Genomic DNA, 26,190 nt, shown 5'->3' with positions numbered 1-26,190 from the left:
AGCTGCAATAAGGAGATAACATGAATCCCCTTGGGACGTCACGTGCTTGTAGGCCGATACACCAACGAAAAAAAGCGAGATGGCTCTCGCCATCTCGCAGTCGTCATACCGGTACGAAAGTCATTGCCGAAGGTGTCACTCTCCCACAATCAGCAGCGGGTTGAACCCACTACGCTGATAGATGCCCTCTTCGCCCAGCATCAGGTCAAGCGCAAGGCTTCCCAGGTCATCCGCCAGGGGCTCGACGCCGGCATTCCACTCACGGGAGATGATCTTGAGGTAGCTGTTGCAGTTGCCGCAGGTTTCCGCCTGCATCGGCAAGGCCGTTTCTCCCGATTCGTTTTCGAGTTCAAAGTAATTGAGCTCGCCGCTGCCATCACAGACGCTGCACCTTGCCCGTTCGACCCGCCATTGGCTGGCACAGAGGCCGCATTGCAGATAACGCACGCCGCTACGATCCTTCTCGATCTCGATCAGGCTTGCAACGGGGGCCGATCCGCAACAAGGGCACAAGGCCTTGGACTCCTTGCCGGGACGTCTGGGAGGCCTGGGCAGCACCTGGGTCATGCGTACCCAGGCGACCTGCAGAGCTGCCGCCACGAATGGCATCAGTCCCCGCCTTTCCACGGGACCGCCACGCCCCTCCAGCACGTCGTCAGCCAGAGCGTCGAGCGCCGTATCGTCCAACTGTCGCAGCTGCTGCAGAAGCGGACGCTGCGCTTCGGCAACATGCAGCTCCAGCGCGTCGAGCACCCCAGCCAACTCCGACTGCCAGTCGACATCACGGCGTAGCGCATGGATGCCCAGCGGCGCCATATCATGCTCCAGCGCCAGCTCGAAGGCAGCCGGTTCGGGTAGCCAGGTCGGCTCCCGGCTTTCCAGGACCTGATGTTGCGCCTGAACCAGCCGGGCCATGAAGCCCAGGAAATCGCTCATGGAAGGCACCTGATCAGCGAGCTCGCGAAGGCGTCTGGCCCGCTCACTGAATATACTTTTCCCGGGCAAAACGACCCCCGGTGGGTCGATGATACCCACCGGGGCACTGCCATAAGAATGACTCACTTCGCCTCCTTTCAGGGCGTTTGCCGCTGCTGCTTGGCCGCCGTCTCTTGCTCGGTTTCGCGCTCGTCGAACTCCTCCCGGTTACGCTCCTTCTTCATCTCCTCCTCGTACCACAGGCTATGGTGGTGCTTGGCCCATGCCTTGCTGACACGACCCTGCACCATGGCGCGAATGGAGCCTTTCACCCAGATACCCGAGTAGATGTGAATGATGAGCGTAATGATCGCCAGAAATGCGGTATAAGCATGGACCATCGCCGCCACCCGCAGCCACAGCCGAGGCATGTCGGGTGCGAAATACGGCCGCCAGAGAACGATGCCGGTAACCAGCAGCACCGGTATGCACAGCAACATGATCCAGTACACCAGCTTCTGCCCAGCGTTGTTCTTGCCTACCGGGGGCAGGCGATCATCGCGATTGCTGAGCACGTCGCGAATCTGCTTTAGCCACTGGATATCGTGACGCTTGATGAAGCTCGACTTGAAGAGCTGGACCGCCAGGAGCAGAAAGAACAACGTCATGACCACGCCAATCCACGGATGGATGAAGCGTGTCGCGATGGGGCCGCCGAACAGCCCCGTAAACGGCCAGAAGAAGGGATAGAACATCGACAGACCGCTCAGTACCAGCAGGACGAAGCTGATCGCCACGATCCAGTGGTTGGCTCGCGTCCACCAGGTATAGCGCAGGATCCCCTTCTTGGTATTGGAGTGGCTCATGAGCGATCCTCCTCTCTTCTCGCAGCCGATGCGGCCGATTCTTCATCCGTCCTGACCGCAGCTGCGGCTGTCTGCTCGTCCGGATCGTCTTCCGGCTCTTCCTTGGGCCCCTTGATGGCATAGTGGAAGAAACCGGTTACCGCAGCCAGGCCGATCGCGGCCGACATCAGCGGCTTGGTCACCCCTTTCCACGCCTGAGTCAGCGGACTGATACGCGGATCGCTCGGCAGGTTGTTATAAAGCTCCGGCTTGTCGGCATGCTGCAACACGTAGATGACGTGCGTGCCGCCAACCCCCGCAGGGTTATAGACGCCGGCGTTTTCATAGCCGCGCTCCTTGAGGTAATCCACCCGCATGGCGCCATGCTCCAGCATGTCCTCCTTGGTCCCGAACATGAGGGCCCCGGTCGGACAGCTCTTGACGCATGCCGGCTCCAGACCGTGGTAGACACGGTCGGAACACAGGGTGCACTTGTAGGCCTTCTCGTCCTTTTCCGAGATACGCGGAATATTGAACGGACATCCTGCCACGCAATAGCCACACCCGATGCAATGCTCGGAGTTGAAGTCGACGATACCGTTGGCGTACTGCACGATTGCCCCCGGCGCCGGGCACGCCTCAAGACAGCCCGGCTCCGCGCAGTGCATGCAGTTATCCTTGCGGATCAACCATTCGAGACCGCCTTCCTCGTTCTCGTATTCGTTGAACCGCATCAGCTCCCAGGTATTCGGGGAGAGATCCAACGGATTGTCATAAACCCCGACGCATTCACCGACATCGTCACGCAGGTCGTTCCACTCCGAACAGGCTACCTGACAAGCCTTGCACCCGATGCACTTGGACGGGTCCATCAGCTTGGTCACCTTCTCCACTGCGCCTGTGCGCTCTTGTGGAGAAGGCGCGGTAGTGGCGGAGCGCGCGATGATGTTCTGAAGGTTGATCTGATCGCCTCTCATCCCATCATCTCCTTATACCTTCTCGACGTTGACCAGGAACGACTTGAATTCCGGCGTCTGGGTGTTGGCATCACCGACAAAAGGCGTCAACGTATTGGTCAGATAGCCTTTTTTCGCCTCGCCAATGAAGCCCCAGTGGATCGGAATACCGACCTGGTGCACTGTCTTGCCCCCTACCTGCAATGACCGTATGCGCTTGGTGACGACTGCCACCGCCTCGATATAGCCACGCTTGGAGCTGACGCGTACCTTGTCGCCCCTCTGAATCCCCAGCTCACTGGCCAGCGTGTCGCCGATCTCGACGAACTTCTCGGGCTGCATGATGGAATTCAGCAGTACTTTCGTCGTCCAGAAGTGGAAATGCTCGGTCAGACGATAGGTCGTTGCCGCATACGGAAACTCCTCGAATGTGCCGAACTCCTCGCGGTCCTGTTCGAAGACCCGCGCGGCCGGGTTGTTCTTGGCCAGCGGATTGTCCGGATGCAACAGGTTATTGGCGATCGGCGACTCGAACGGCTCATAGTGTTCGGGGAACGGTCCTTCCGCCATGAGGCGATCGGCAAAGAATTTTCCCGTGCCGGTCTGGTTCATGATGAATGGTCCGACCCCGGCAGAGGGCGGTGAATTATCCGGGAAGTCAGGAATATCCGCACCGACCCACTGTTCACCGTTCCACCAGACAAGACGTTTTTCCGGCGTCCAGGGTGTGCCATCGGGACGCGCGCTCGCACGGTTGTACAGAATGCGCCGGTTCACGGGCCATGCCCATGCCCAGCCCAAGGTCATCCCGATATTGTAGGGATCCGTATTGTCGCGCCGGTCCATCTGGTTGCCGGCCTCGGTCCAGGCACCGGAGTAGATCCAGCAGCCACAGGCCGTACTGCCGTCGGCGCGCAACATGCCGAAATCCTCGACCTGTTCGCCCTTGCGCTGGACGATATTGCGATCGTCGTCGCGGATATCCTCCAGCGCCCAGCCGTTGTACTCCTTGGCCAGTTCCTCGGCGCGCGGATCCTCGGGATCATCGTAGGGCCATGCCAGGTTCAACAGTGCATCGGGAAAGGCACCTCCTTCTTCCTGATACATGTACTGCAGACGGCGCATCAGGCCCGCCATGATCGCGATATCCGCCTTCGCCTGGCCGGGAGGCGGTGCGGCAGCCCAGTGCCACTGCAGCCAGCGGGCACTGTTGACGATGGAACCGTTGTCTTCCGCGAAACAGGTCGTGGGCAGGCGGAAGACCTCGGTCTGGATCTGTGAAGGATCCACATCGTTGAACTCGCCATAGTTGTTCCAGAATTCGCTGGTCTCGGTGACGAGCGGATCCATGATGACGAGATACTTCAGCTTGGACAGCGCACTGCTGATCTTCGCCTTGTTCGGGAAGGCCGCCAGCGGGTTGAACCCCTGACAGAAGTAGCCGTTCATCTCGCCATGATCCATGGCATTGAACGCCCACAGTACGTCGTACAGCGGACGCTCCAGCTTGGGCAGCCAGTCGTAGCACCAGTTGTTTTCCCGCGTGGCCGCATCGCCGAACCATGCCTTCATCAAGCTGACATGGAAGCGCTCGTAATGCCGCCAGTAGGAAACCTCGCCCGGCAGCAAGGGCTGCTTGGTACGCGTCTCGATGTAGCTGGAATAGTCCTGCTCGCCGGCCGAGGCCAGGTTCATGTAGCCCGGCAGAAGATTGGACAGCAGACCGAGATCGGTCAGGCCCTGGATATTGGAGTGGCCGCGCAGCGCATTCACCCCGCCACCAGGCATCCCCATGTTCCCCAGCAGCAGCTGAACCATGGCACCGGCACGGATGATCTGCGACCCGATGGAGTGCTGTGTCCAGCCCAGAGCATACAGGATCGTCATGGTCTTGCCGGGCACGGCCGTCTCGGCAATCATGTCCCAGACTTTCTGGATCTTCTTGCGCGGTGTACCGCAGACGCTTTCCACCATGTCGATGGTGTAGCGGCTGTAGTGCTTGCGCAGCAGTTGGAAGACACAGCGCGGATGCGTCAGAGAGTCGTCACGTCGGGCGTAACCATTCTCGTCCTTCTCGTAATGCCAGCTCTCCTTGTCATAAGCCTGAGCGCCTTCGGCCTGGTCGCTTTCCGGTCGGAAGCCGGTGAACAGACCGTCATGGAAACCGAAGTCCTCTCTCACGATCAGACTGGCATCGGTGTAGGCACGCACATACTCGTGCTGAATCTGGTCGGTCTCGATCAGATAACTGATCAGGCCGCCCAGGAACGTGATATCCGTACCCGTACGGATCTCGGCCGTGAAATCGGCCACTGCCGATGTCCGGGTAAATCTCGGATCAACGGTAATCAGTCGGGCATTGTTCTTCTCCATCGCCTCCGTCACCCAACGGAAACCCACGGGGTGCGCCTCGGCGGAGTTACCGCCCATGGAGAGAATCAAGTTGGCATTGCGGATGTCGACCCAGTGATTGGTCATGGCACCGCGACCGAATGTTGGGGCAAGACCTGCCACCGTCGGTCCGTGTCAGACGCGCGCCTGGTTGTCGAAAGCCAGCATGCCGAGGTTACGTACCACCTTGTGCGTCAGGTAACCCGTTTCGTTGGTGGAGGCCGAAGCCGCCAGGAACCCTGTCGTCAACCAGTGATTGACCAGATTGCCTTCCTGATCGTGGGTGACGAAGTTTTCGTCGCGATCATTCTTCATGTGCCGTGCGATACGGCCCAGAGCTTCATCCCAGCTGATGGTCTTCCACTGGTCACTGCCTGCCTCACGCACCTGAGGATGCGAGAGACGGAAGTCGCTCTTGATGAAGTCAAGTACGCCCGCGCCTCGAGGACACAGCGAACCGCGGCTGACCGGATGGTCCGGATCGCCCTCGACATGGTAGATATCATCGATGGAATTGATGCTGCCATCGCCACGGCTGTAGAGCAGCATGCCGCAGCCGACCGAACAATAGGTGCAGATATTGCGGGTGACCTTGGCGGCGGTCAGCTTGAAGTGGCGGATGGAAGCAACGGCGGGTTCCGGCGCAAAGCCCAGCATCGCCATGCTGGACGTGGCCATGCCGGCGGCCCCGAGCTTGAGAAATTGTCTTCGCGTTACACGCAACGTCATGGGTATCTCCTCATCAAACGATACCGGGTGGAGCGATTAGGTAGTCGACGACTGTCGCTCTCTCATCATCATTGGGTACCAGTGCCTATAACACTAGCGTAGCGGCTCGTTTTCAAACATAAAAGACCTTATTGCCCAACGATACAAATCTAAACCGTTGACTCGCCTCACAATAAGCCCTAAACCCGATGGCACACACGACTCCGCCCGGAGTGACCCGGGCGGAAATGATATCGCATTATGGCTTCCAGCTCGCCACTAGAGATGATCGCGGGGAATGGTACGATCCCAATTCTGCGAGTACACCCGCTTGTCTCCCTCGAAGGCGTCGAGCTGCGCGTAGAGGTGGAAATCGGTTGCCGTACATGTCAGCACCGTGCGGGTCGTCACCTCAACGTCCCAATCATCACGCTTGAAGGCCCGCTCGGTATAGGTTTCCCCACGTGCCGAGGTAAAGTCGTTGCTGCGGATGGTGTACCACTCATGGGTGTTGCGGCGAATCTCGGTCCCGATCTCCTCGATCCGGAACGCCCCTTGGTCATTGATGACCTCGAGCGTGGACTCATCCTTCGCCAGATCGCTGATCAGCCGCCAGTTGTGCTCGCTTGGCTCGAGCAGACGCGTTTCCAGAGGCGGCGTGCTTTCCGGCTCACCAAACGCCGGCAGCCGATCATCCTCTGCCTGCGGCGGGCGAACGGGCAGACAGAGCGAGCTGCTACCGGACATGATGGTAAGCGTCACCGGTTCAGGCGGTACCCAGGCCAGCGGCCAGTAGGAAGTGGAAAGGGAAATGCGCAGCCGATGCCCTGCGGGAAAACGTTGTGCAATACCGTTGAGCGTGACCCTGACACGACAATAGCTATGCGGCTGCATGGGCTCCGGTTCTGCGCTCCCGTTGCGATGTGCCAGGTTGAGCAACCCGTAGGTTACACGCGTTGCCTGGCCATCCGGTGCCACATCGGACAGGCGTGCCACCACCATTCCCAGCGGTTTGTCGGCGGCCAGATCCAGTTCCACGCTGGGCCGACCGAAGATTTCCAAGGGCTCCTCGAGCGGCTTGCTCTCGAACACCAGCGCACCGCCATCCTCTTCGCGTTGGTCCCCCGGCAAATCGGGTGTCGCGGCATAGGAGCACCATTTACCCGCATGCATGCCGACACTGATGGGCGACTGGATGGTCATCGCCTCGCGCTCGACCTTCTCGTCTTCACTGGCGGCGATGTAGCGAGGCCCCAAAGGGTAATAGATTTCATCGACGTTCGGCGATGGCCAACTGGGCTCGCCTATCCACCGCCCCGGTCGATCCTCGTAGGAGGTATGGGGGGGAATGCTGTCCTGACGCCAGGCACGCAGCATGGGCTCGTCCATGATGCCGTTGTCCTTGCCCTTCAGCCAGTAGTCCCACCAGCGCACGGCCTCCTGCAGGAAGCCGATCGCGGGTCCGGGAATGCCATCATGGGGATATTTGTGCCCCCACGGGCCGATTAGCCCCTTGCGTGGCACTTCGAGATGCTTGAGCAAGCGGAAAACGGTGTTGGTAAAACCGTCGGCCCACCCCCCGATGGCGTAGACGGGGCACTGGATTGCCGAATAGTTCTCGCGAACCGACGACGTCGTCCAGTAGGCGCTGCGTCGCTGATGCTCCAGCCACGGCTCCAGCCACAGGCCGCTGCCCTTCAGACGCTCGAACCACATGTCGCGCCAGCGATCCCCCACAATCTCGGGATCCGGCGGCAGGCTGTTGAAGGCGAACATCACCGTGGCCTCGGACAGGTTGTCCCCCAGCAGACAGCCGCCCATGTAGTGCATGTTATCGGCGTAAAGATCGTCGCTCGAACAGGCGCTGATGATCGCCTTCAGGGCGGGAGGCTGCTGAGCCGCGACCTGCAGGCTGTTGAACCCGCCCCAGGAGATGCCCATCATCCCGACGTTGCCGTCGCACCATGGCTGCTCGGCGATCCAGGCAATGGCGTCGACACCATCTTCCTGCTCCTGGCGGGTGTATTCATCGGTGATGACACCATCCGAATCGCCGCTGCCGCGCATGTCGACACGCACGCAAGCGTATCCGTGCCCCGCCATGTAGGGATGGTTGGAAGCATCCCGTCCTCGAGTGATGTCGCGCTTGCGGTAGGGGATGTACTCCATGATGGCCGGAACAGGCTGGTTCTCGGCATCCACCGGAAGCCAGATGCGTGCGGCCAGCCGGGCACCATCTCGCATGGTAATGAAAACATTCTCAATGACGCGTACGTCATAAGGGAGTGAAACGTCCGTTTTCATTGCCTCTCCTCTGTATTGCTCTCCAATAACGACTCAGCGGGTATCGCCTCGGCGTTTTCCGGTACGTTACTCGACCGGCTCGAATTCGAAATGAAGCGCCTCCAGATAGGCCTTGTACCGCTCACGGATCTGCTCGTGAGACTCGGCCCCCAGATAGATAGTGCCCAAGTGATAGGAAACCTTGTCCTGATTGGGCAGCTCGCTCAGGCGTGTTCCCGGCTCGACTTCCAGCCTGACCTCGGAGCCCGGAAACCGCTGATAGAGTTCGTCCAGCTCCTGCTGGCTGGGGACACGACGGACAATGCCGTCCTCGTAATGAGGAATCATGCACTTGGCGGAGACGTTGAACTGCCCCTCACGGCGCGGCATGGCGGGTTCGATGCCCAGCGCGACGTCTATTGCCACCTCATGGTTGGACATGCCATCCACCATGATGAACATCTCGCTGTGCGATTGAGAAATCCGGGTATTGAACTCGATCAACCAGAGCTGATCGCTCTCCTCCTCCCACATGAACTCGGCGTTGAAGCAGCCGTTATCGAAGCCGATGTGTTTGAGAAAACGCTCGCTGATATCGATCATGCGCTGCTGAACCGCCTCGGGCAGTGACGAGGGATATTCGAGTCGGTCGAATACCTTCCCGGTCTCATCGCTGGGCTGATCGAAGACCCCATGAACATTGTATTTCCCTCGGAACATGGTGCCTTCCGGTGCGCCCTGAATGCCTGAAATGATCTCCTCGGCAATACAGCTGTTACCATCTGCCTGCTGAATCTCGGGAGGCAGATCGGCATAGGACAGCGCCTCGTTGAACGGATCGCCAAAGTGCCGAATCTCGGCGCGGGTTGCCTCGATGGCCTCGTGAAACTGCTCGGCATTCTCGATCTTGAATCCCAGTTGCGAGGAGAAGGCCTTGACCGGCTTGAGCCAGAACGGATAGTCGAGATTTACCTGCTCCAGCGGATTCTCGGCAAAGGGATCGACGCTGCAGAAGTGCGGAACGACCTCGGGGATGACCTTGCGCTGCTCAACGCGGCTCCAGTACTTGTGTTCGCACTTCAAGATGCTTTCCAGCGAAGGCGCGGGAATGTCGTACTCCTTGCAGAGCAGAGGGACCAGCACGCTGGTAGGGAAATCCCAATGGGCGATAATCGCGTCCACCGAACCGGAAAAGCTCTTCAGTTCCTGACGCATCTTTTCCAACACATCGTTGAACGACAGCTGGTCGGGTTCCACCAGGGTTTCGATATCCAGCAGAGTGTGGAAATCGAACTCATCAGCGTGACGTAGAGTTTCCAGTTCGGCCCGCTGATACTCATCCAGCGCGGGAATAAAAATATTCCGTTTCATGATGTGCTCTCCATGCTGTGGGTGACAGGGCTGCGGTCAACGCGGCCCTCTTTCCCTGCGCCCGGTTTTCCTTTCTTGACACCTTTCTTAATAACGTAGACAAGCCGCCAGGATCCGTCTGTATCACAACGTAGCGTACTGCTCAGCTCCGGCTAAAGCCTTATAAAGTAACTATTTGTCTCCCGTCTCTATTTCATGTTGATACTTGGCCAGCCAGCCATTCACGTAGACTCGCCTGACGAGTTCCATCGCCAGAGCCGTCAGCGGGCCGGCCATCAGCAATCCCAACGCCCCGGCAAACAGGCTGAGCCACACTTGAACCGTGATGAGTATTCCCGGTGGAATACTGACGGCTTCCCGCTGTATGTACGGGGTGATGAGATAACTCTCGAGCAGTTGCACGCCTAGATAGAGCCCGGCGACATAGGCAAGCATTTGCTGCCCCATCGTGAACGCCACCAGCAACGCCGGAATGGCCGAAAGCATAGGCCCCAGATAAGGGATAAACGTGAGCACTGCCGCCAGCAGACCGAGAGAGAGCGCCATCGGGATCCCGAGGATCCAGAGTCCCAGGCCAGTGAGCACTCCAATGACAGCCATCGACACGAGTCTTCCCAACAGCCACCAGCTCATCTTGTGCACGATAGCTGTCAACAGCTTGGCCGCCGCATTGCGCCTTTGCGGAAAAACCAGCAACAACAACCCTTTACGGTACGTTGCAGGCTCAAAAGCCACGAAAAGACCCACGAAAAAGATGACCGCGAGATTGGCCAAGGCCCCGAATGTAGTCGTGAAAACCGTAGTGACTCGGGACATTTCGCTGCCAAAGGTGCCGATGAGGGTCCCGCCCTGCTGCAGATGATCAAGGATCTGTCCCCCCATGGGCCAAGCCTGTATCTGTTGCTCAAGCGCCTCGAGAGAGTCCGGCAATATTTCGGCCAGTTGCTGGGATTGCTGGGTGATATTGGAGGCGAAATTCAGGCTGAACAGCACCAGTGCCCCTGTCAGTATGAGCAGGACAACGCCCAGCGCACCGCGATAGGGAAGGAAGCTTCGCCGAGTGAGCCAGTCGGCCGGAATATAGAAGAACAGGGCGAGCAGCAACCCGGCCAGGGTCATAAGCACTACCTCGAGCCCCAGCCAGAGCAGCATCAGCGCCACGCCCGTGCTGGCGGCGATGCCGACAGCGATCCATACCCGACGGGCATACGCCCTCAGGCCAGCACTATCATTGGACTGTTGCACGTTTACGCTCCTTGTAATGTGTGCATGTCGAATCAGATGACCTCGGTCTATCAAGGTGGATGACCTGTAGTGTAGCCAGCGAACAAGACTTGCATCCCGCCTCCCTCAGTTATACTGTATATAAATACAGTAAATGCTCACTCGCTTGCGCCGTAAACGCCTCATCGTTACCAGGTAGGCGCCATGCTGTAATAGCCCTATAGGGTTATTAATGTATTATATTCGTCAAAAAGGCTATTAGCGTGACAGGAAAGGGTCATGAAAAGAATCGGCGTACTCACCGGCGACGTGGTGGGATCCCAACGCATCGACGATAAAGCGCTTTTACATGACACACTGGAAGCCATCCTGGACATCCTTGCGTGCCGGCTGGATGCCCGTGGCAGCCGCTATCGGGGGGATGGATTCCAGATCGCGCTTCCGACTCCCGGTACCGCCGTCACCGCGGCAGTCCTGGTACGCGCATCCCTGATCCAATACTCCCCCTCCCGCCAGCAGATGTGGGATGCGCGAGTCGCGATTGGGCTGGGAAACGGCCAGATGCCCGACTCCGGACGCTTCGCCGATGCCGATGGGGAGGCTTTCGTGCTCTCGGGGCATCGTCTCGACGCCATGGCACACACGGTGGACCGTCTGGCAATTGTTTCGCCGTTCGAGGCGCTGAACGACGACCTCTCCCTGTTGACCCGCTTTGCCGACGACCTCATCAGCCACTGGTCTCGCTATTCCGCCGAGGTCGCCTATCTGAGCCTGCTCCATGAGGAGACCCAGCAGATACTGGCCAAGCGCCTCGGCCGTGCCCAGCCGACGATTCACAAGCGGCTGGCAGCGGCCCGCTGGCCTCTTATTAGAGATTATCTGGATTACGCCTCCCGGCGTATCGTCGAGGCAATGCCATGACCCCCCAGGCTCTGGCACTGCTGCTGGCTCTGCTTCTGGCGCATCTGGCTGGCGATTTCCTGCTGCAGAGCAGCGCCTGGGTACAGGATAAACAAGCGCGGCGTCATCGCTCTCCGGCACTTTATCTCCATGCCGGGGTGCACACCCTGCTGCCGCTTGGTGTCCTGCTGGTTTCCCGTCAGCCGATTGGGCAGGCAATGCTGGCGGCACTGGCCATCGGGTCGGCGCATCTCCTGATCGATACTCTCAAGAGTCATCTGGCGGCGGAAAAACTGCGCTACTTCCTTTTAGACCAGTTGCTTCATCTGATCGTGCTGATACTCGTCTGGGCAGCGCTATTTGCGGCCTGGCCATGGCTGGTTTCAGTCACCACCACCACTCTGGTGCGCCCGGACGTGCTGTTGATTGTCGTCGCGTACACGCTCATCCTTCGTCCGCTGTCGATTCTCATTGCGCTGGTGATGCGCCGCTGGAGCGGCCAGATCGAAAATGCCGGCACCCTGGCCGATGCGGGAGCGCGAATCGGCATGCTGGAGCGTTTTCTGGTGCTCACGTTTGTCCTCACCGATCAGATGATGCCGATCGGTTTCCTGTTGGCAGCCAAGTCGGTGTTACGCTTTGGCGATCTGCGTGAGGATAGAGACAGAAAACTCACCGAGTACGTGCTGCTGGGCACGATGCTCAGCTTTGCCCTGACACTCAGCCTCGGCCTGCTCGTCCGCCGTGGGCTGGGCGTGCTGTAGGCCGGCGCTCCATGAATCGACAGACAATGGCAATGACAGGAAAAACATTCGCTCTGCTGGTGCTATCGATGCTTGTGAGCGCCTGTACCGGCTCCGCATCGCTGGAGAAGCGTACGGGTTATCTCGTTGACTCTCGCCATGTGGCCACTGCGTACAACAGCCGTATTCGCCATCTGGTGCTGCACTATACCGACAGCAAAGAGAGGCAAGCACTGGATACTCTGACCGGCCCGCTCGTCAGCGCCCATTACGTCGTGCCATTGCCACCTCATCGAGGCCTGGACCAGCCCCTTGTCTTTCAACTGGTCAAGGAGTCCCAGCGCGCCTGGCACGCCGGGAAAAGCGCTTGGCGGGGTCACACTAACCTCAATGACACCTCGATCGGCATCGAGATCGTCAATCAGGGGCCCCTTGTAACTGCGCACGGACGGCGTTGGGACCTTTACCCTGCGGAGCAGATCAAGGCTGTCATTGCGCTAAGCCGTGACATCATCGAGCGTCACGGCATCGAGCCGACCGATGTGGTGGGCCATGCCGATATTGCACCGTCGCGCAAGATTGACCCCGGCCCACGCTTTCCCTGGTATCAGCTGTATCAAGCCGGCATAGGCGCATGGCCTGACGATGCCACGATAAAATATTACCGGCAAAGGTTCCGGAATGACCCGCCGTCCCTCAGGCAAGTCCAATTGGCATTGGTAACCTATGGTTATGCCCTGAACGCGAACGGCACTCTCGATGATTCGACACGAGATGTGCTGAGGGCCTTTCAGATGCACTTCCGCCCAGCCAATCATGCCGGTTACCCGGATCCCGAAACCACGGCACTGCTATGGGCATTGATCGACAAGTACCGCGGCAGCCAGGCGGCTAATGAGCTGTTGGCAAAGCCGTCGTTGCCCTGCCGATCGCATCGACAGAGCAACGTTCACTCTGCTTTACCACAGGCATTGCTCACCACAAAGCCTGAATGTCGGCAGGCAGGGCCTGCTTGACCTTCTCTATCTGCCCCGGATCGACATGCTGCGAGAGCGCATGGAAAATGCAACGAACCGCCTCCGTGACGTCTACGTCACTGTTAGTCTTGGCGAGTTCATCCTCGATGCGCTGCAGGAACTCCTCTCGAGAACGAATCGTATCGGGCTGTACCTCGGGTTGCCAACGATCGTAGTAAGCACCACGCACCAGCAGCGGCAACTGCGCGCCCAAGTGAGCCGTCAGCGGAAGCGGCAGACGATCACGCAAGGTCCGCAACACCGCACCTAATGCATGCCAGGCGACCTGACGATCCTGCCCGAGATCGGCCATGACATCATCGAGCCAGATATGGGTGGTATGCAGCGTCTTGTCGAAAACCTGAAGTCCGGATTCGCTCATGACAACCTCCCTTTTTCCGTAAAGCCTAATCCCACAATGGTCGTGCATTCCAAGGATATGCATCAGAGCCCAACCTCATCGGCTCACTCACGAACACTATAGGCATCGGGCGCGTATTTTCTGTATCAATGACTTATGTTTTGCAAAAACATATAAACGGCTAGCCATCCCGATGACGGGGGTAATGGATCAGGTCATGGAAACGTGCCTGAACTCGCCCCCGATTGCGATAGCCGTGCGGGTGATCGGCCGCGAAACGCACGCTGTCTCCCGGCTTGAGTCGATGCCACTGCCCGTCCAGACAAAGCTCCATCACTCCCTCTATGACGATGACATGCTCGATCACGCCGGCTTCGTGGGGTGCAGACTCGCTGCATGCTCCGGGCACCAGGCTAATGAGAAACATCTCGAAGGCAAGACGCGAATCATAAGGAAAGAGCGGCACGACTCGCATGCCGGACACCGTTTCGTCGAAGACCTCGCCAGCGCTGTCACGCCATAACGTGCCGGTATCCGCTTCTCTCGACTCTCCTGCCGTATCGATGAAATGCGAGAAGGAGACATGCAGGCCGCTAGCGATTTTCCATAGCGTCGCCACGGTGGGGCTAGACTCGCCTCGTTCGATCTGCCCCAACATGGCCTTGCTGACGCCGGTTTCACGAGCGGCGCGGTCCAGGCTCCAGCCTCGCCCGGTACGGTGCGCCCGTAGTGTCGCGGCAATGTGCTGTTTGATGTCCTGCATGGTGGCGTCTCCAACCGCGGTTCAAGCCCGATTGTACGCCATAGCGCTCAATGCTATGTTGAGCTTTGCTCGTGCGCTATAACGCACAACACTACGGATGTTGCGATGCCCTTTACCTTGCGCTCCCCTCATCTCTCCCTGTCGGCCATCGTGGCCGGCTTCGTCGCCGTCCTGGTGGGTTACAGCAGTTCGGCGGCCATCATCTTTCAAGCGGCGGATGCCGCCGGCGCGACGCAAGCCCAGATCAGTTCCTGGCTATGGGCGCTGGGGCTCGGGACGGGAATCACTTCGATAGGGCTATCACTCTACTATCGCATGCCGCTACTCACCGCCTGGTCAACACCGGGAGCGGCCCTGCTGGCCACCAGCCTGCCGGGTGTACCGATGACGGAAGCGATTGGTGCGTTCCTGTTCTCGGCGCTACTCATCACGCTATGCGGCATCACCGGCCTGTTCGAAAGGGTGATGCATTACATTCCCCAAGCATTGGCGTCGGCCATGCTGGGCGGCGTTCTATTGCGCTTCGGCATGGACGTGTTTCTAGCGATGCAATCGCGCTTCTGGATTCCCTTCGCGATGTTCATCGCTTATCTGCTCGGCAAGCGGCTATGGCCACGCTATGCAATTATCGGCGTATTGCTGATCGGCATGGCGATTGCCGCCAGTCAACAGCAACTGCATTTCGAAGACTTCGCTTTTGCCATCAGCACGCCGGTTTTTACTGCCCCGTCGTTTTCCCTTGCCACGTTGATAAGCGTGGGTATCCCGCTATTCGTCGTCACCATGGCCTCGCAGAACCTGCCCGGTATCGCCGTCATTCGCGCCTCCGGCTACACGCCTCCGCTGTCGCCTCTTATTACCTGGACGGGTATCGCGACCATGATACTTGCTCCCTTTGGCGGCTATGCTCTGAATCTCGCCGCCATCACTGCCGCCATCTGCATGGGCCGCGAAGCGCATCCCGACCCCAGCCGACGCTACATTGCCGCAATCGCCGCCGGTATCTTCTATCTGATGACCGGCGTATGGGGTGCAACGGTTGGCGCGCTATTCGCCGCCTTCCCCCATGAGCTGATACTGGCCGTGGCAGGGCTCGCGCTGTTGGCCACCATCGGAACCAGCCTGGCAACTGCACTAAAGGACGAAAAGCAGCGCGATTCTGCCCTGATCACCTTTCTGGTCACCGCTTCGGGAGTCACTTTGGTGGGAGTCGGTTCGGCTTTCTGGGGATTGGTGGCAGGCTTGCTGGCGCAGGGTATATTGCATTGGCGGCGAGCCCAAACGACATAGCCCTAACCCTGTCATTCCTGCCGGGACGTGGGGAAGGCAAATGACAGGTAGGCAAGGAGCTAGATAACGGTATAAGAAGAATTCGCTTATCATTACCTCAACGACAGCTGGCATGACGGCGTGCTTGCTGATGAAAAGCTGCCGCAGACAAGCCATCGCCTGGCTTCGATGCGATCAAGCAAAGCCGGACGATGGCGAGATATCTGTTAGCGATACGCTAATGCCGGATCACATGGCCGCCAGTCGATCACGATCATGGATGCCGGCCATACGCACCAGTGCCAGCGCCTCGTCCAGCGTTCCGACCTGCTCCACGCGGACCAGTTCGCTATCCAGGCTGACCGGCTGTCCGGTCTTTTCCGCCAGCATCTTTTCGAGCGTGACGACATCCAATTCATCCTCGAAGTGCAAGGTGTCGAGCTCGGCGGTGCTACGGCTGGGCAAGTAGATGGTGCCGTTGGAGAAATCGATGGCGTAGGCGATCACGCCGGGGATAATGTAGAACAGCAGGCCGATACCATCGGCAACCGCCACGGCCGGGTCGATTCGACCGTTCATCTGGCCTTTTCGCTCGGGATAGAAAATCGTACCGCAACCCGCCAAAGAGGTCATGGACGCGGCAATGAGGGTGGCCACGAGAAGGTTTCGGGGGCGAAATGGGGCCATGGGGCTCTCCTTGCTGGGCTTACGACGTAAAGCATCTTATCCTAAAAACAGCGGCTCTTGTCCACCGTCTGATCAAGGCTGCACCTCGACTGACGTGGCTGAGGCTTTCGCCGCCAGCAGGAAGAGAGCCGCTCGCCGCCAGCGTTCGATCTGCGCTAAGTCTCGGAACGCGTTTCGCCTTTTGCCGAGACAACCGCTTGATCGTACAATGCCTTCATCATGCCTCTCCGTCCGTTGACGCACGGAGAGCCTCATGGGCAAGGGGCATCTGTCCCCAGCATACCGTGCCCAACGTCACTGCCTACTCTAAGGGAACGCCGTATCCATGCGTGCCAGTCAACTGCTGCTCTCCACTCTCAAGGAAACTCCTGCCGACGCCGAGGTCATCAGTCATCAGCTGATGCTGCGTGCGGGGATGATCCGCCGCCTGACTTCGGGCTTGTACACCTGGTTGCCCATCGGTCTGCGCACCCTGCGCAAGGTCGAACGCATCGTGCGCGAGGAGATGGATCGTGCCGGCGCCCAGGAAGTGTTGATGCCGGCGGTTCAACCGGCTGAGCTCTGGCAGGAGTCGGGGCGCTGGGAGCAATACGGCCCCGAGTTGCTGCGCCTGGTCGACCGTCACGCACGCGACTATTGTGTTGGCCCGACTCACGAGGAGGTCATTACCGACCTGGTGCGCCGTGAAATCAGCAGCTACAAGCAGTTGCCGGCCAATTTCTACCAGATTCAGACCAAGTTCCGCGATGAAATCCGTCCGCGTTTCGGCGTGATGCGCTCGCGCGAGTTCATCATGAAGGACGCCTACTCCTTCCACACCGATGAAGCTTCGCTGAAGGAAGGCTACCAGGCGATGTACGATGCCTACGTGCGCATCTTCACGCGTCTCGGCCTGGATTTTCGCCCGGTGTTGGCCGACAACGGCTCCATCGGCGGCACCGGCTCGCATGAATTCCACGTGCTGGCGGAATCCGGTGAGGACGATATCGCCTTCTCCACCGAATCCGACTATGCCGCCAATATCGAAAAGGCCGAGGCTCTGCCTGCACCTGTGGGCGCAGAGACCGAGCGGGCCGCGCCGGGCGAGGAGATGCGTCTGGTCGACACGCCCCATGCCAAGACTATCGCGACACTGGTCAAGCAGCATGGCCTGCCCATCGAGAAGACCATCAAGACGCTGATGGTTCATGCTGCCGAAGGTGGGCTGATCGCCCTGCTGGTCCGTGGCGACCACGAGCTCAACGAAGTCAAGGCGGAGAACCTGCCCGAGGTCGCCGCTCCCCTGACCATGGCCACGGAGGACGAGATCCGTGCCGCCGTAGGTGCCGGCCCGGGCTCCCTGGGCCCGGTCAATCTGCAGATGCCGGTCGTCATCGACCGCAGCGTAGCGCTGATGAGTGACTTCGGCGCCGGCGCCAACATCGATGGCAAGCACTATTTCGGTATCAATTGGGAGCGCGACGTCGCCCTGCCCAAGGTGGCCGATATTCGCAACGTGGTCGAGGGCGACCCGTCACCGGATGGACGCGGGCAGCTGTCGATCAAGCGCGGTATCGAAGTCGGCCATGTCTTTCAGCTGGGCAAGAAGTACTCCGAGGCGATGAATGCCACCGTGCTGGACGACAGCGGCAAGGCCGTCACCCTTTGGATGGGCTGCTACGGTATCGGTGTCACCCGCGTGGTGGCGTCCGCCATCGAGCAGAATCACGACGCCAACGGCATCATCTGGCCCAACGCCATCGCGCCTTTCGAGGTGGCATTGGTCCCTATGAATGCCCACAAGTCGGAGCGTGTACGCGAGACTGCCGAACGGCTTTATGCCGAGCTCACTGCGGCCGGCATCGACGTGCTGCTCGATGACCGCGACCTGCGCCCGGGAGTCAAGTTTGCCGACCAGGAACTGATCGGCATTCCCCATCGTATCGTGATCGGCGAGCGCAGCCTCGACAAGGGCGAACTCGAATACAAGGGGCGCCGCGATGCCGAAGCAACCATGATTCCCGCTGACCAAGCCATCGACTTCCTGCGTGAGCGGCTCGCGCACTGAGGCACTGGCCGCCGTCCTGCTGACGGCGGCCCTTTCGCTTTCCCCTTGCGTCAAGGCGGCGGCCATTCCCCGGGATGTTCCCCAAGCCCTGCTTGATACCCTCGATAGCGTCATGTCCGGTGAGCGTGCGTTTGTAGACGCCTTCGAGGCCCAGGTCTGGCTGCTCGACATGCAGCATCGGCTGACTGCTGCCATTCCGGATCCCACGCAGCGTCTTGCCCTGCTCGGCCAAGTGCATCAGCAGGCCTGGGAAGCCAGGCTTTCGCCCCAGCTTGTGCTGGCGATCATTCAGGTGGAAAGTGCCTTTCGGCCCAATGCTGTCTCTTCGGCCGGTGCTCAGGGGCTTATGCAGATCATGCCGTTCTGGAAGCGGGAGATCGGACGACCCGAGGATGATCTGTTCGATCCCGCCACCAATCTGCGCTATGGCTGCACGATACTGGCGTTCTATCTCGATCTCGAACATGGCGACATGACCCGTGCCCTGGCACGTTACAATGGCAGTCTTGGTCAGACGATATATCCGGAGCGCGTCATGCGCGCCTGGAGCCAGCGCTGGTGGATATCGCAGGAGTAGAGGAAGACTGACATTACGGCTTATATAAATAAAAAAGCCGGCCCGGAGGCCGGCGAGTGGAGGCCGAAGCCCCCTTCCCCTGACGACAAACTTGACAGCACCTAGCGTGGGTTATTCTTCTTGCCGTTGCGTTTGTTATCGCGAATGATCAGCCATCCCAGGCCGCCCATGAAGGCGATCAGCAACCCCACGGCACCCAACCCGAATATTACGGCATCATCCCAATACATGATCACTCTCCGTCGCGATGTGATGCAGTCACCTTAGCGAGAGAGAGCTCAGCCGGGTCTGATATGGATCAAGTTTTATCTGCCAGCGACGGACGGGGCCCCTATGGGCTTGACCTGCATCAATTTAGCCGCCAGCTCCCTTGCAGGAGGCGCGCAAGGACGCGAAAAAGCGGCTCAGGCATTGCGCTTTTTCGTCGCTTAGAGGGGCAACAGGCTTGCCTGAAAGCTGGCAGGCGCAGCTAGAATACTCTCTACTTCGACACCGTTTCGGTCATGGAGATGACGCGTCTTGCTTCATGGCGTCTCGTCAGAGCTGGCCAGCGGGTGCCCTTTTATCAGTTCTTCGGGGGTCGCTTCGCGGACCGCGAGAATCTCGAGTGCGTAGCTCAACGTTTCCCCCGCCAAGGGATGGTTGGCATCCACGGTAACCTGTCCTGCATCTACGGCGAGTACCGTGACCACACGCGGGCCATCCGGTCCCTGAGCCTGAAAGCGCATCCCGGGCTCCAGCCCGTCGCTGCCGGGAAAGGCCGAGCGGGCGACGTCTTGAATGAGGGCTTCATCGCGCTGTCCGTAGGCCTGCTCGGGTGTCAGGGTCACGTCAAGCATATCGCCAGCCTCGTGGGGCTGTAGGGCCTGCTCGAGGCCGGCCACGATATTGTCGTGCCCGTGCAGGTATTCCAGTGGCTTGTCGCGCTGACGGGAATCGTCGAGCACGGTCCCGGCGGCATCCCGTAACGTGTAGTGCAGGGTTACGACCTGCTGGGGAGTGATCGGCATAGTAGTATCTCCGGAAGATGACTTACGAGCTGCGGCGCAACTGACCGATTGGCATTTCGAGGCGCTGCTGCTTGTGCAGCATGCTGATCAGAATCACGGCCCGCTCTTCGCCTTTCTGGCTCTCGAAGACAGCCTGCAGCTCCTGAAAGGGGCCGGCGGTAATCTCGACGATTTCACCGGGGCGGAAATAGACGTTGGCCTGCTGATCCTCGGCACGGCGCTGCGCGCATTCCTGTAGAGAATCAATCAGCGCATCGGGAACGGCCAGCGGTTCGTCGCCGAAGCTGACCAGGCGCAGTACGCCGCGTGTCGAGCGAATCGGCCGCCAGTTGCTGGAAAGACGATTAAGATGAATGAACAGGTAATACGGAAACAGCGGCTCGGCAGCCCAGCAGAGCTTGCCACGACGCTTCTTCTGCATCTCGAGCACCGGATGGAAGACTCGGTACCCCTGGTTGCTCAGATGCTCGCTGGCACGAAAGGACTCCCCTCCCTTGCACTGCACCACGTACCAACGTGGACAGCTTCTCTCCTCAGGCGACGCGTTGAAGTCGGCATGATCCGTCATGATATCTGGCCTTCGTCTTCAGGGTATGCCACGGTACGCAACCAGACTTTCAAGGTGCTGGACGACTCGTCACCGCTCCACGTATCACTTACCGTCTTAAGGCATGGCATTGATTAATGTGATCCGATTGTCACCCTACCGATACTATCATCCACGCATGTTGTCTGTCCGGTGCCCTCGGGGAGTCTCATGTCATGGCTTCGCCCGGCGAGGTTCCCATGCGTAACGCGCCCCCCGCACGCTCGTGGCGATCCTCGCTGGCCGTTTACCTGCAGCCTCCCGTGCTGACCATGCTGTTTCTCGGCTTCTCCGCCGGGCTGCCATTCTTGCTGGTATTCTCCACGCTGACCGCCTGGCTGCGTGATACGGGTGTCGAGGTAGCGGCGATCGGCTTCTTTTCGTGGGTCGGCATGCTCTACTCCATAAAGTTCTTCTGGGCTCCGGTCGTCGATCGTCTCCCTCTGCCGGGCCTGTCGCGCTGGCTGGGCCAGCGTCGTGGCTGGATGCTGCTGGCTCAGGCTACGATCGCCGCCGGGCTCGTCGGACTCGCCGGGCTGACGCCCCAGGGCCACTTGGGATGGGTCGCCGGCTTTGCCTTGCTGGTCGCCTTCGGCTCGGCCACGCAGGATATCGTCATCGACGCCTACCGTATCGAGTCCGCCGCCGAAGATATCCAGGCGGCGATGGCTTCCACCTATATCATCGGCTACCGTGGCGGGCTGCTGGCCGCCGGTGCCGGCGCCCTTTACATCGCCGACCTGGTTTCCTGGCATGCTGCCTATCTGAGCATGGCGGCGCTGATCGGCGTCGGCATGCTGACCGTTCTACTGCGCCCCGAGCCGACGCGCTCGTCTCTTGGGGTACAGTTGAAGCAGGAACCGCGCGTTCAGCGCTTCCTGCGCCGCAGTCACCACTGGCCAGGCTCCCTGCGCCGTCTGATGGCCTGGACGCTGGGCGCCGTGGTCTGCCCCTTTACCGATTTCTTCACGCGATACGGACGCCAGGCACTCTGGTTGCTGTTGTTGATCGGTGTCTATCGAATCAGCGACCTGTCGATGGCTGCCATGGCCAACCCGCTGTATATCGATCTAGGCTTCAGCCTGTCGGAAATCGCCAACGTGACCAAGGTATTCGGTATCGCCATGAGCATCTTCGGCGGGGTTGTCGGAGGACTTCTCGTCGTGCGTTACGGTGTAGGACGCATGCTGGTCATCGGCGCTCTAATGGTGGCATTGACCAACCTGCTGTTCGTGCTGCTGGCCGCTTCCGGTCACCAGTTGCCGCTGCTGATCCTCACCATCATGGGCGACAACCTGGCCAACGGCCTGGCAAGCACGGTGTTCATCGCCTTTCTCTCGAGCCTGACGTCGCGCGCCTACACCGCGACGCAATATGCCCTTTTTTCATCGCTGATGACGCTTCCCGGCAAGTTCATCGGCGGTTTTTCCGGCATCGTGGTAACGGAGATGGGCTACGAGACGTTCTTCACTCTTAGCGCCCTGCTGGGCCTGCCCGCCGTCTGGCTGGCCTGGCGAATCGCCCGCCAGCCGACGTGGGTATCGAATGCTCCCGAGGCGACGACACACCACTGAGGCCGGCCGGCATGACATTCCGCTAGCGATGCTGTGCCAGCCAGTCCAGAGCGCCTTGTGTGTTGGCCCACTGGTCCCGCATCAGCATGCGATATTGCCAAGCCTCCGCCCGCGTTCCGGGTTCGGGGGTATCCAGTGCCAGGCGCACCGGGCGCGGGCGCTCCTCGCAGAGCATCGCCACGATATGGGGATTGGCCTCGTGTACCTCTTCCAGAGCGTGGGCAGCGTCTTCCTGACGCGCCAGCCGGTACAGCGCCAGTACCCGCCCCATCAGCACCCCCAGGAGCGCGTCGCCATCGGCCTGCTCGCTCAGCGACAGGGCTTCTTCGTCACGGCCTTCACGAAGCAACTGATCGAGCACCAATTCGCGCAGCCCCAGACTGTCTTCATCGTCAAGCGCCAGCAGACGTTCGGCCAGCTTGCGCGAGCGCTCGCGAGCGCCGCGCTCCATGCCGATCACCAGTGCCAGACCGCAGCGCAGCAGTACCGCGTTGTCGGCGTCATGCCAGGCGAAAACATCTCCCTCGGCCTCGATCTGATCGAGCCACCGCTCGAAGCGTGACGCCAGTGGCGAGAAGAAGCCTTCCGCCATCCACGGCAGGCTACCGAAGCGGCTGGCCAGCGCCAGCGTCAACGATTGCACAACCCGCGGCGAATCCAGCCATTCGGGGTGAGCAGAGACACCCTGCAGCCAATCCACCGCCTCGTTCCAGGGATCCGACACGAAACCCAGCGCCGCTTCCTCGTCGATCTCGACCTGGAAGACCTCCAGCCAGGCGGCATACAGGGTGTCCTCACGCGCCGTCGAGCGATACTCCACACGATGATCGTCGTTATGCACGAAGCGCAATCTGGGTGCCGGCGTCAGCACTTCGAAAAGCGCCTGAAGCGCCACCAGCGGCTCCGCCAGCGACTCCTCCGAGTTGACCATCTGCTCGGCCAGCGCCGCGCCGGGATTCTCCGCCAGATCCGCCAGGAACTGCAGCTGGTCGATATCCAGATCGCTGCGCCGGGACAAGCGCCGGAACCAGAAGCGCGCCCGCTCCCGCGCCTCGTCGACATGTCCCTCGTGCAGCAGCAGCATGGCCTCGATATAGGCCAGCGTGGGCGAGTCCGGCAAGGTCTGCTGGGCACGTACGAAGGCTTCGCGAGCGCTCGCCAGATCCTCGCTATCGAGATGCATCAGACATAGACGTTCCAGAGCGACGCCGCGCAGGAAGGTCGGCCCTCTCTCGAGCACCTCGTCGAGAAGTGCCGCCTTCTTGCGGTGGAAGCCGCGCTCCTGATAGAGATCGATGAGGATCTCGAAGGCCGGCTCGGCCTGCTCGGGCAGACGCGACCAGTCGGCGGCATCGAACAACGCTTCGAGAAGTTGCTGGGCACGCCCCCGCTGGCCGCTCTCGGCGGCAATCAGCCCCGCCTCGAGCTGGGCCTGGGCCGGCGCACGGCCACTTTCCAGTGCCGCCTTGAGCGTCTCGCCCTTCCACTCCTTCAGCGACATCATCCACATCAGATGCGGTGGCAGTGCTCCCGGCAATGTCACTGCGCCGCAGCACTGCTTGGTCTTGCGTCCCGAATCGCACCAGCAGGGCTCGTTGCGCCCGGGCTGTGCCAGCGGCTCCGTCTCGAAACCCAGTCGCGCCAGTGGCGTCTGGTTCCACAATAACGGCGCCAGTGCCTGAGCCAGCGCCAGATTGCCGCCCAATCGCCTGGCCCCTTCGTCACGCGCCCAGGCCATCAATGCCGGATAGTGCTCGTTGTCGCGAATGGCGCTCAGCGCCCCACTGGAGAATCCCAGCAGCTGTTCTACCCATATGGCCAGCATCGCATCCTCCCCGGGAAAATCCGCTCAGTCTATCATGCCCGATATTCCCGCTCAGCATGGTGTGATGTCCCCAGTATCATGCTGTCCGCGGTATACTGCGAGCCGTTGAACCCCAACACGAAGGATGGTCATCTTGCTGTTTCCGCGCCTCACACGTCGCCACTCCGCCGCTCCTGCCAGTGACACGCCGCAGGTGCGCCTCGAACGCGAGGGACTTGACGAAATCCGGCGCATTACCGCAGCCGTCGAGAAGGTGCCCTGGACCGTCAGTCTGCTGCAGATCCTCTGGACTGCAGGGCCCGTCACGCTGCTCGGCGCCTGGGGGGGCTATCTGCTCGGCTACGGCAAGGCACCGACGCTGGAAAACTACATCTTCTTCATCTCCTTCACGGTGATCACCGGGGCCGCGGGTATCATCGCCAATATCGCTCACAACCTGACCCGGGGAGGCCGGGTCAGCCGGACCGAACGCAAGATCGAACGAGTCATCAAGACCCTGCCCGAACTGCTGCTGGTGACACGCAATCTGATCGTCGAGAACCTGGAAGGCGAGGCACGACGGCGAGAAGCGGCCGCCATGCTGCTGCGCAAGCAGGATCTGTCACCCGAAGGAGTCGAACTGGCTGCCATCGAGTTGCTCGACGACCGCGACAGCGCGCGGGTCATCGCTCAGATCGATATCTACCGCCGCGTCGGCTTGCACGCCCGTATCCGCGATCTGGTCGCCCTCAACCGTGAGACGCTGGAGCCGCAGTTCGTCGAACTCTTCGAGGTCGCCCCCCAGGCCACGACACTGCTGCGCGAGCGCTTCGAGGGCCATGCCCCGAACATCCACCAGGGCGTGCCGCGCGACGAGAACTTCATCGAGCGCATCATGGCCGCTATCGAACAGGACAATGACCTGTTGATGACCCTGCAGGACGTCGAGGAAGTCCTCATTCTGGCCTTTGAGCTGATCAGTGGCCGCGAGATTCCCATGTTGAGCTTCGAATACCGCGGTCGCTGGCGCCTGGCCCGTGCCTTCGACAATCTCGAAGAGGCCCGCGCCCGATACCGCATTGCCCAGGCGACAGGCCTGTCGCGTCTCAAGGCATTGACCGCCTATCTGGCCGAGCAATCGGGGACGTTGGTTGAAGACGCGGCATCGGGGCTGCGCGCCGATGTATTGCTGGAGCGCTCCGTCCAGGCCATGAATGCGCTCACCGAACAGATCCAGCATCTGGCGCAGGCCGTCGAAGCCGGGCAGACGGAACGCAAGCGCACCCTGCGCACCAAGGCGGATATCCTGACCAACGCCATCAGGCTCTACAAGACGGTCTCGAGCGCTTACGAGCAGATCGGCCGCAGCCATGCGCAACTGCTGCGCATGGCCCAGCGCTGGGAAGAGGTCAGTGCCCATCTTTCCGATGAGACCACACGCCTGCGGCTGGGCCCCGGCCGCCGCGGCCTGCGCATTCGCGAACGCACCATCGCGCTCGATGACGAGGCCAAGGCACAGGTCTGCAAGCGCCTGGCCAAGTCGCTCAAGGCTGCCAACATCGACGACCGCGTCAGCCAGGTGGAGCGCGATGTGCCACTGGCCGTGAGCGTGGACACCGCCAAGCGCCTGGCGATCGACATCACTCTGGCGCTCGAACCCTATATCCAGCTCTCCCGCCCCGCCGTCCAGCGCGCCATCAACAGCTCAAACGCTGCGGATTTCGGGCAGCTCGAGCCCAACCTTTCAGCTGCCGCCAAGGCTGCATTAGGGGCGGCCATGGTCAAGGAGATCGACGTCGACCTGTCGCGTACGGCCGAATCCCTGGCCCTGGCCCTCGTGCGCCGTTATCGGGTGGATCTCGAACCGGCCGCCATCGAGTTTCTCAGCCGCCAGTACGGCGCGCGCGAAGCCACGTTGCGCATGCTTTCCAACCTGTCGAGTACACGCAACGAGGTTCGTAACGTCAGCTATCTCAGTCAGCGGCCCCCAGCCGTGGGCGCCCCGCAACGCGACTGGTATCGCGCCCTGGTACAGGCACGCCGCCACCTGGATCGCCAGTAGCGCATGGCAGCCCGGATAACGCACGCCAGACTGGCCAAGAGCTTCGGATGCTGTAAGAATATCCAGCCAGTGAATCATCGCTCATTACGGCTTCAGCA

Annotated in this window: 23 protein-coding genes; 8 read left to right on the top strand and 15 right to left on the bottom strand. The window is 60.3% G+C overall.

Annotated elements, in window-relative coordinates; translation table 11 throughout:
• Positions 1-135: 135 nt before the first annotated feature.
• From fdhE to ACYQ12_RS08905, 8 genes are all read right to left on the bottom strand, one after another.
• Positions 136-1,035, bottom strand: a complete 900-nt coding sequence (gene fdhE, locus ACYQ12_RS08935) for a formate dehydrogenase accessory protein FdhE (protein WP_459874491.1) — start codon at positions 1,033-1,035, stop codon at positions 136-138.
• 38 nt (positions 1,036-1,073) lie between these two features.
• Positions 1,074-1,781 (bottom strand): formate dehydrogenase subunit gamma, encoded by a 708-nt coding sequence (locus tag ACYQ12_RS08930; RefSeq protein WP_459870408.1) that lies wholly within the window; start codon positions 1,779-1,781, stop codon positions 1,074-1,076.
• Positions 1,778-2,737 (bottom strand): formate dehydrogenase subunit beta, encoded by a 960-nt coding sequence (gene fdxH / locus ACYQ12_RS08925; protein WP_459870406.1) that lies wholly within the window; start codon positions 2,735-2,737, stop codon positions 1,778-1,780. Before fdxH ends, ACYQ12_RS08930 begins: the two co-directional genes overlap by 4 nt.
• 12 nt (positions 2,738-2,749) lie before the next feature.
• On the bottom strand, positions 2,750-5,230 hold the full coding sequence (gene fdnG, locus ACYQ12_RS08920; RefSeq protein ID WP_488193312.1) for a formate dehydrogenase-N subunit alpha: 2,481 nt from the start codon (positions 5,228-5,230) through the stop codon (positions 2,750-2,752).
• 12 nt (positions 5,231-5,242) lie between these two features.
• A complete protein-coding gene (locus ACYQ12_RS18530; protein WP_488193311.1) occupies positions 5,243-5,836 on the bottom strand; it encodes a molybdopterin-dependent oxidoreductase in 594 nt (197 codons plus the stop codon).
• Between the two features lie 258 nt (positions 5,837-6,094).
• Positions 6,095-8,119, bottom strand: coding sequence for a CocE/NonD family hydrolase (locus tag ACYQ12_RS08915; protein ID WP_459870404.1), 2,025 nt, complete (start codon positions 8,117-8,119; stop codon positions 6,095-6,097).
• Positions 8,120-8,185: 66 nt separating this feature from the next.
• A complete protein-coding gene (locus ACYQ12_RS08910) occupies positions 8,186-9,469 on the bottom strand; it encodes an ATP-grasp domain-containing protein (RefSeq protein WP_459870400.1) in 1,284 nt (427 codons plus the stop codon).
• A gap of 171 nt (positions 9,470-9,640) precedes the next feature.
• Positions 9,641-10,714: an AI-2E family transporter gene (locus ACYQ12_RS08905; RefSeq protein WP_459870397.1), complete on the bottom strand. Its 1,074-nt coding sequence runs from the start codon at positions 10,712-10,714 to the stop codon at positions 9,641-9,643.
• 258 nt (positions 10,715-10,972) lie between these two features.
• Here ACYQ12_RS08905 and ACYQ12_RS08900 point away from each other — a divergent pair, with 258 nt between their 5' ends.
• From ACYQ12_RS08900 to ACYQ12_RS08890, 3 genes are read left to right on the top strand one after another with little or no spacing between them, the layout of a single operon-like run.
• A complete protein-coding gene (locus ACYQ12_RS08900) occupies positions 10,973-11,614 on the top strand; it encodes a hypothetical protein (RefSeq protein ID WP_459870394.1) in 642 nt (213 codons plus the stop codon).
• Positions 11,611-12,357, top strand: a complete 747-nt coding sequence (locus ACYQ12_RS08895) for a DUF3307 domain-containing protein (protein ID WP_459870392.1) — start codon at positions 11,611-11,613, stop codon at positions 12,355-12,357. Before ACYQ12_RS08900 ends, ACYQ12_RS08895 begins: the two co-directional genes overlap by 4 nt.
• An 11-nt stretch (positions 12,358-12,368) precedes the next feature.
• Positions 12,369-13,352: an N-acetylmuramoyl-L-alanine amidase gene (locus ACYQ12_RS08890; protein ID WP_459870389.1), complete on the top strand. Its 984-nt coding sequence runs from the start codon at positions 12,369-12,371 to the stop codon at positions 13,350-13,352.
• Here the strand turns inward: ACYQ12_RS08890 and ACYQ12_RS08885 are convergent.
• On the bottom strand, positions 13,312-13,734 hold the full coding sequence (locus ACYQ12_RS08885) for a DUF2267 domain-containing protein (RefSeq protein ID WP_459870387.1): 423 nt from the start codon (positions 13,732-13,734) through the stop codon (positions 13,312-13,314). The genes ACYQ12_RS08890 and ACYQ12_RS08885 overlap by 41 nt on opposite strands.
• A 160-nt stretch (positions 13,735-13,894) precedes the next feature.
• Entirely contained in the window at positions 13,895-14,476 is a 582-nt protein-coding gene (locus tag ACYQ12_RS08880; protein WP_459870384.1) for a helix-turn-helix domain-containing protein, read from the bottom strand.
• 105 nt (positions 14,477-14,581) lie between these two features.
• Between ACYQ12_RS08880 and ACYQ12_RS08875 the strand changes: the two genes are divergently transcribed.
• Complete coding sequence (locus ACYQ12_RS08875) at positions 14,582-15,766, top strand: benzoate/H(+) symporter BenE family transporter (RefSeq protein WP_459870381.1); 1,185 nt, start codon at positions 14,582-14,584, stop codon at positions 15,764-15,766.
• 228 nt (positions 15,767-15,994) lie between these two features.
• Here ACYQ12_RS08875 and ACYQ12_RS08870 read toward each other — a convergent pair whose 3' ends face one another.
• A complete protein-coding gene (locus ACYQ12_RS08870) occupies positions 15,995-16,432 on the bottom strand; it encodes a hypothetical protein (RefSeq protein WP_459870379.1) in 438 nt (145 codons plus the stop codon).
• A gap of 325 nt (positions 16,433-16,757) precedes the next feature.
• Here ACYQ12_RS08870 and ACYQ12_RS08865 point away from each other — a divergent pair, with 325 nt between their 5' ends.
• Positions 16,758-18,479 carry a proline--tRNA ligase gene (locus tag ACYQ12_RS08865; protein ID WP_459870377.1) on the top strand — a complete coding sequence of 574 codons (1,722 nt, stop codon included), beginning with the start codon at positions 16,758-16,760 and terminating at the stop codon, positions 18,477-18,479.
• The gene (locus tag ACYQ12_RS08860) at positions 18,460-19,056 is read left to right on the top strand and encodes a lytic transglycosylase domain-containing protein (protein ID WP_459870374.1); all 597 of its coding nucleotides are present in this window, start codon (positions 18,460-18,462) and stop codon (positions 19,054-19,056) included. Before ACYQ12_RS08865 ends, ACYQ12_RS08860 begins: the two co-directional genes overlap by 20 nt.
• A gap of 101 nt (positions 19,057-19,157) precedes the next feature.
• Here the strand turns inward: ACYQ12_RS08860 and ccoM are convergent, their stop codons facing one another.
• The 3 genes from ccoM to rfaH all read right to left on the bottom strand — a co-directional run bounded on the left by ccoM (position 19,158) and on the right by rfaH (position 20,634).
• Complete coding sequence (gene ccoM / locus ACYQ12_RS08855; protein ID WP_459870370.1) at positions 19,158-19,286, bottom strand: cytochrome c oxidase subunit CcoM; 129 nt, start codon at positions 19,284-19,286, stop codon at positions 19,158-19,160.
• 294 nt (positions 19,287-19,580) lie between these two features.
• Positions 19,581-20,066, bottom strand: a complete 486-nt coding sequence (locus ACYQ12_RS08850; RefSeq protein WP_459870368.1) for an FKBP-type peptidyl-prolyl cis-trans isomerase — start codon at positions 20,064-20,066, stop codon at positions 19,581-19,583.
• A gap of 22 nt (positions 20,067-20,088) precedes the next feature.
• Complete coding sequence (rfaH, locus tag ACYQ12_RS08845) at positions 20,089-20,634, bottom strand: transcription/translation regulatory transformer protein RfaH (RefSeq protein ID WP_459870365.1); 546 nt, start codon at positions 20,632-20,634, stop codon at positions 20,089-20,091.
• Between the two features lie 218 nt (positions 20,635-20,852).
• Between rfaH and ACYQ12_RS08840 the strand changes: the two genes are divergently transcribed.
• Entirely contained in the window at positions 20,853-22,226 is a 1,374-nt protein-coding gene (locus tag ACYQ12_RS08840; RefSeq protein WP_459870363.1) for an AmpG family muropeptide MFS transporter, read from the top strand.
• Positions 22,227-22,248: 22 nt separating this feature from the next.
• On the opposite strand, the gene ACYQ12_RS08835 is transcribed toward ACYQ12_RS08840, so the two are convergent.
• Positions 22,249-24,051: an SEC-C metal-binding domain-containing protein gene (locus ACYQ12_RS08835; protein WP_459870360.1), complete on the bottom strand. Its 1,803-nt coding sequence runs from the start codon at positions 24,049-24,051 to the stop codon at positions 22,249-22,251.
• Positions 24,052-24,184: 133 nt separating this feature from the next.
• Between ACYQ12_RS08835 and ACYQ12_RS08830 the strand changes: the two genes are divergently transcribed.
• Positions 24,185-26,092, top strand: a complete 1,908-nt coding sequence (locus tag ACYQ12_RS08830; RefSeq protein ID WP_459870358.1) for a hypothetical protein — start codon at positions 24,185-24,187, stop codon at positions 26,090-26,092.
• Positions 26,093-26,190: the final 98 nt, after the last annotated feature.

This window comes from Halomonas shantousis (assembly GCF_054654615.1).
This window is presented reverse-complemented; position numbering and strand designations above follow the sequence as displayed.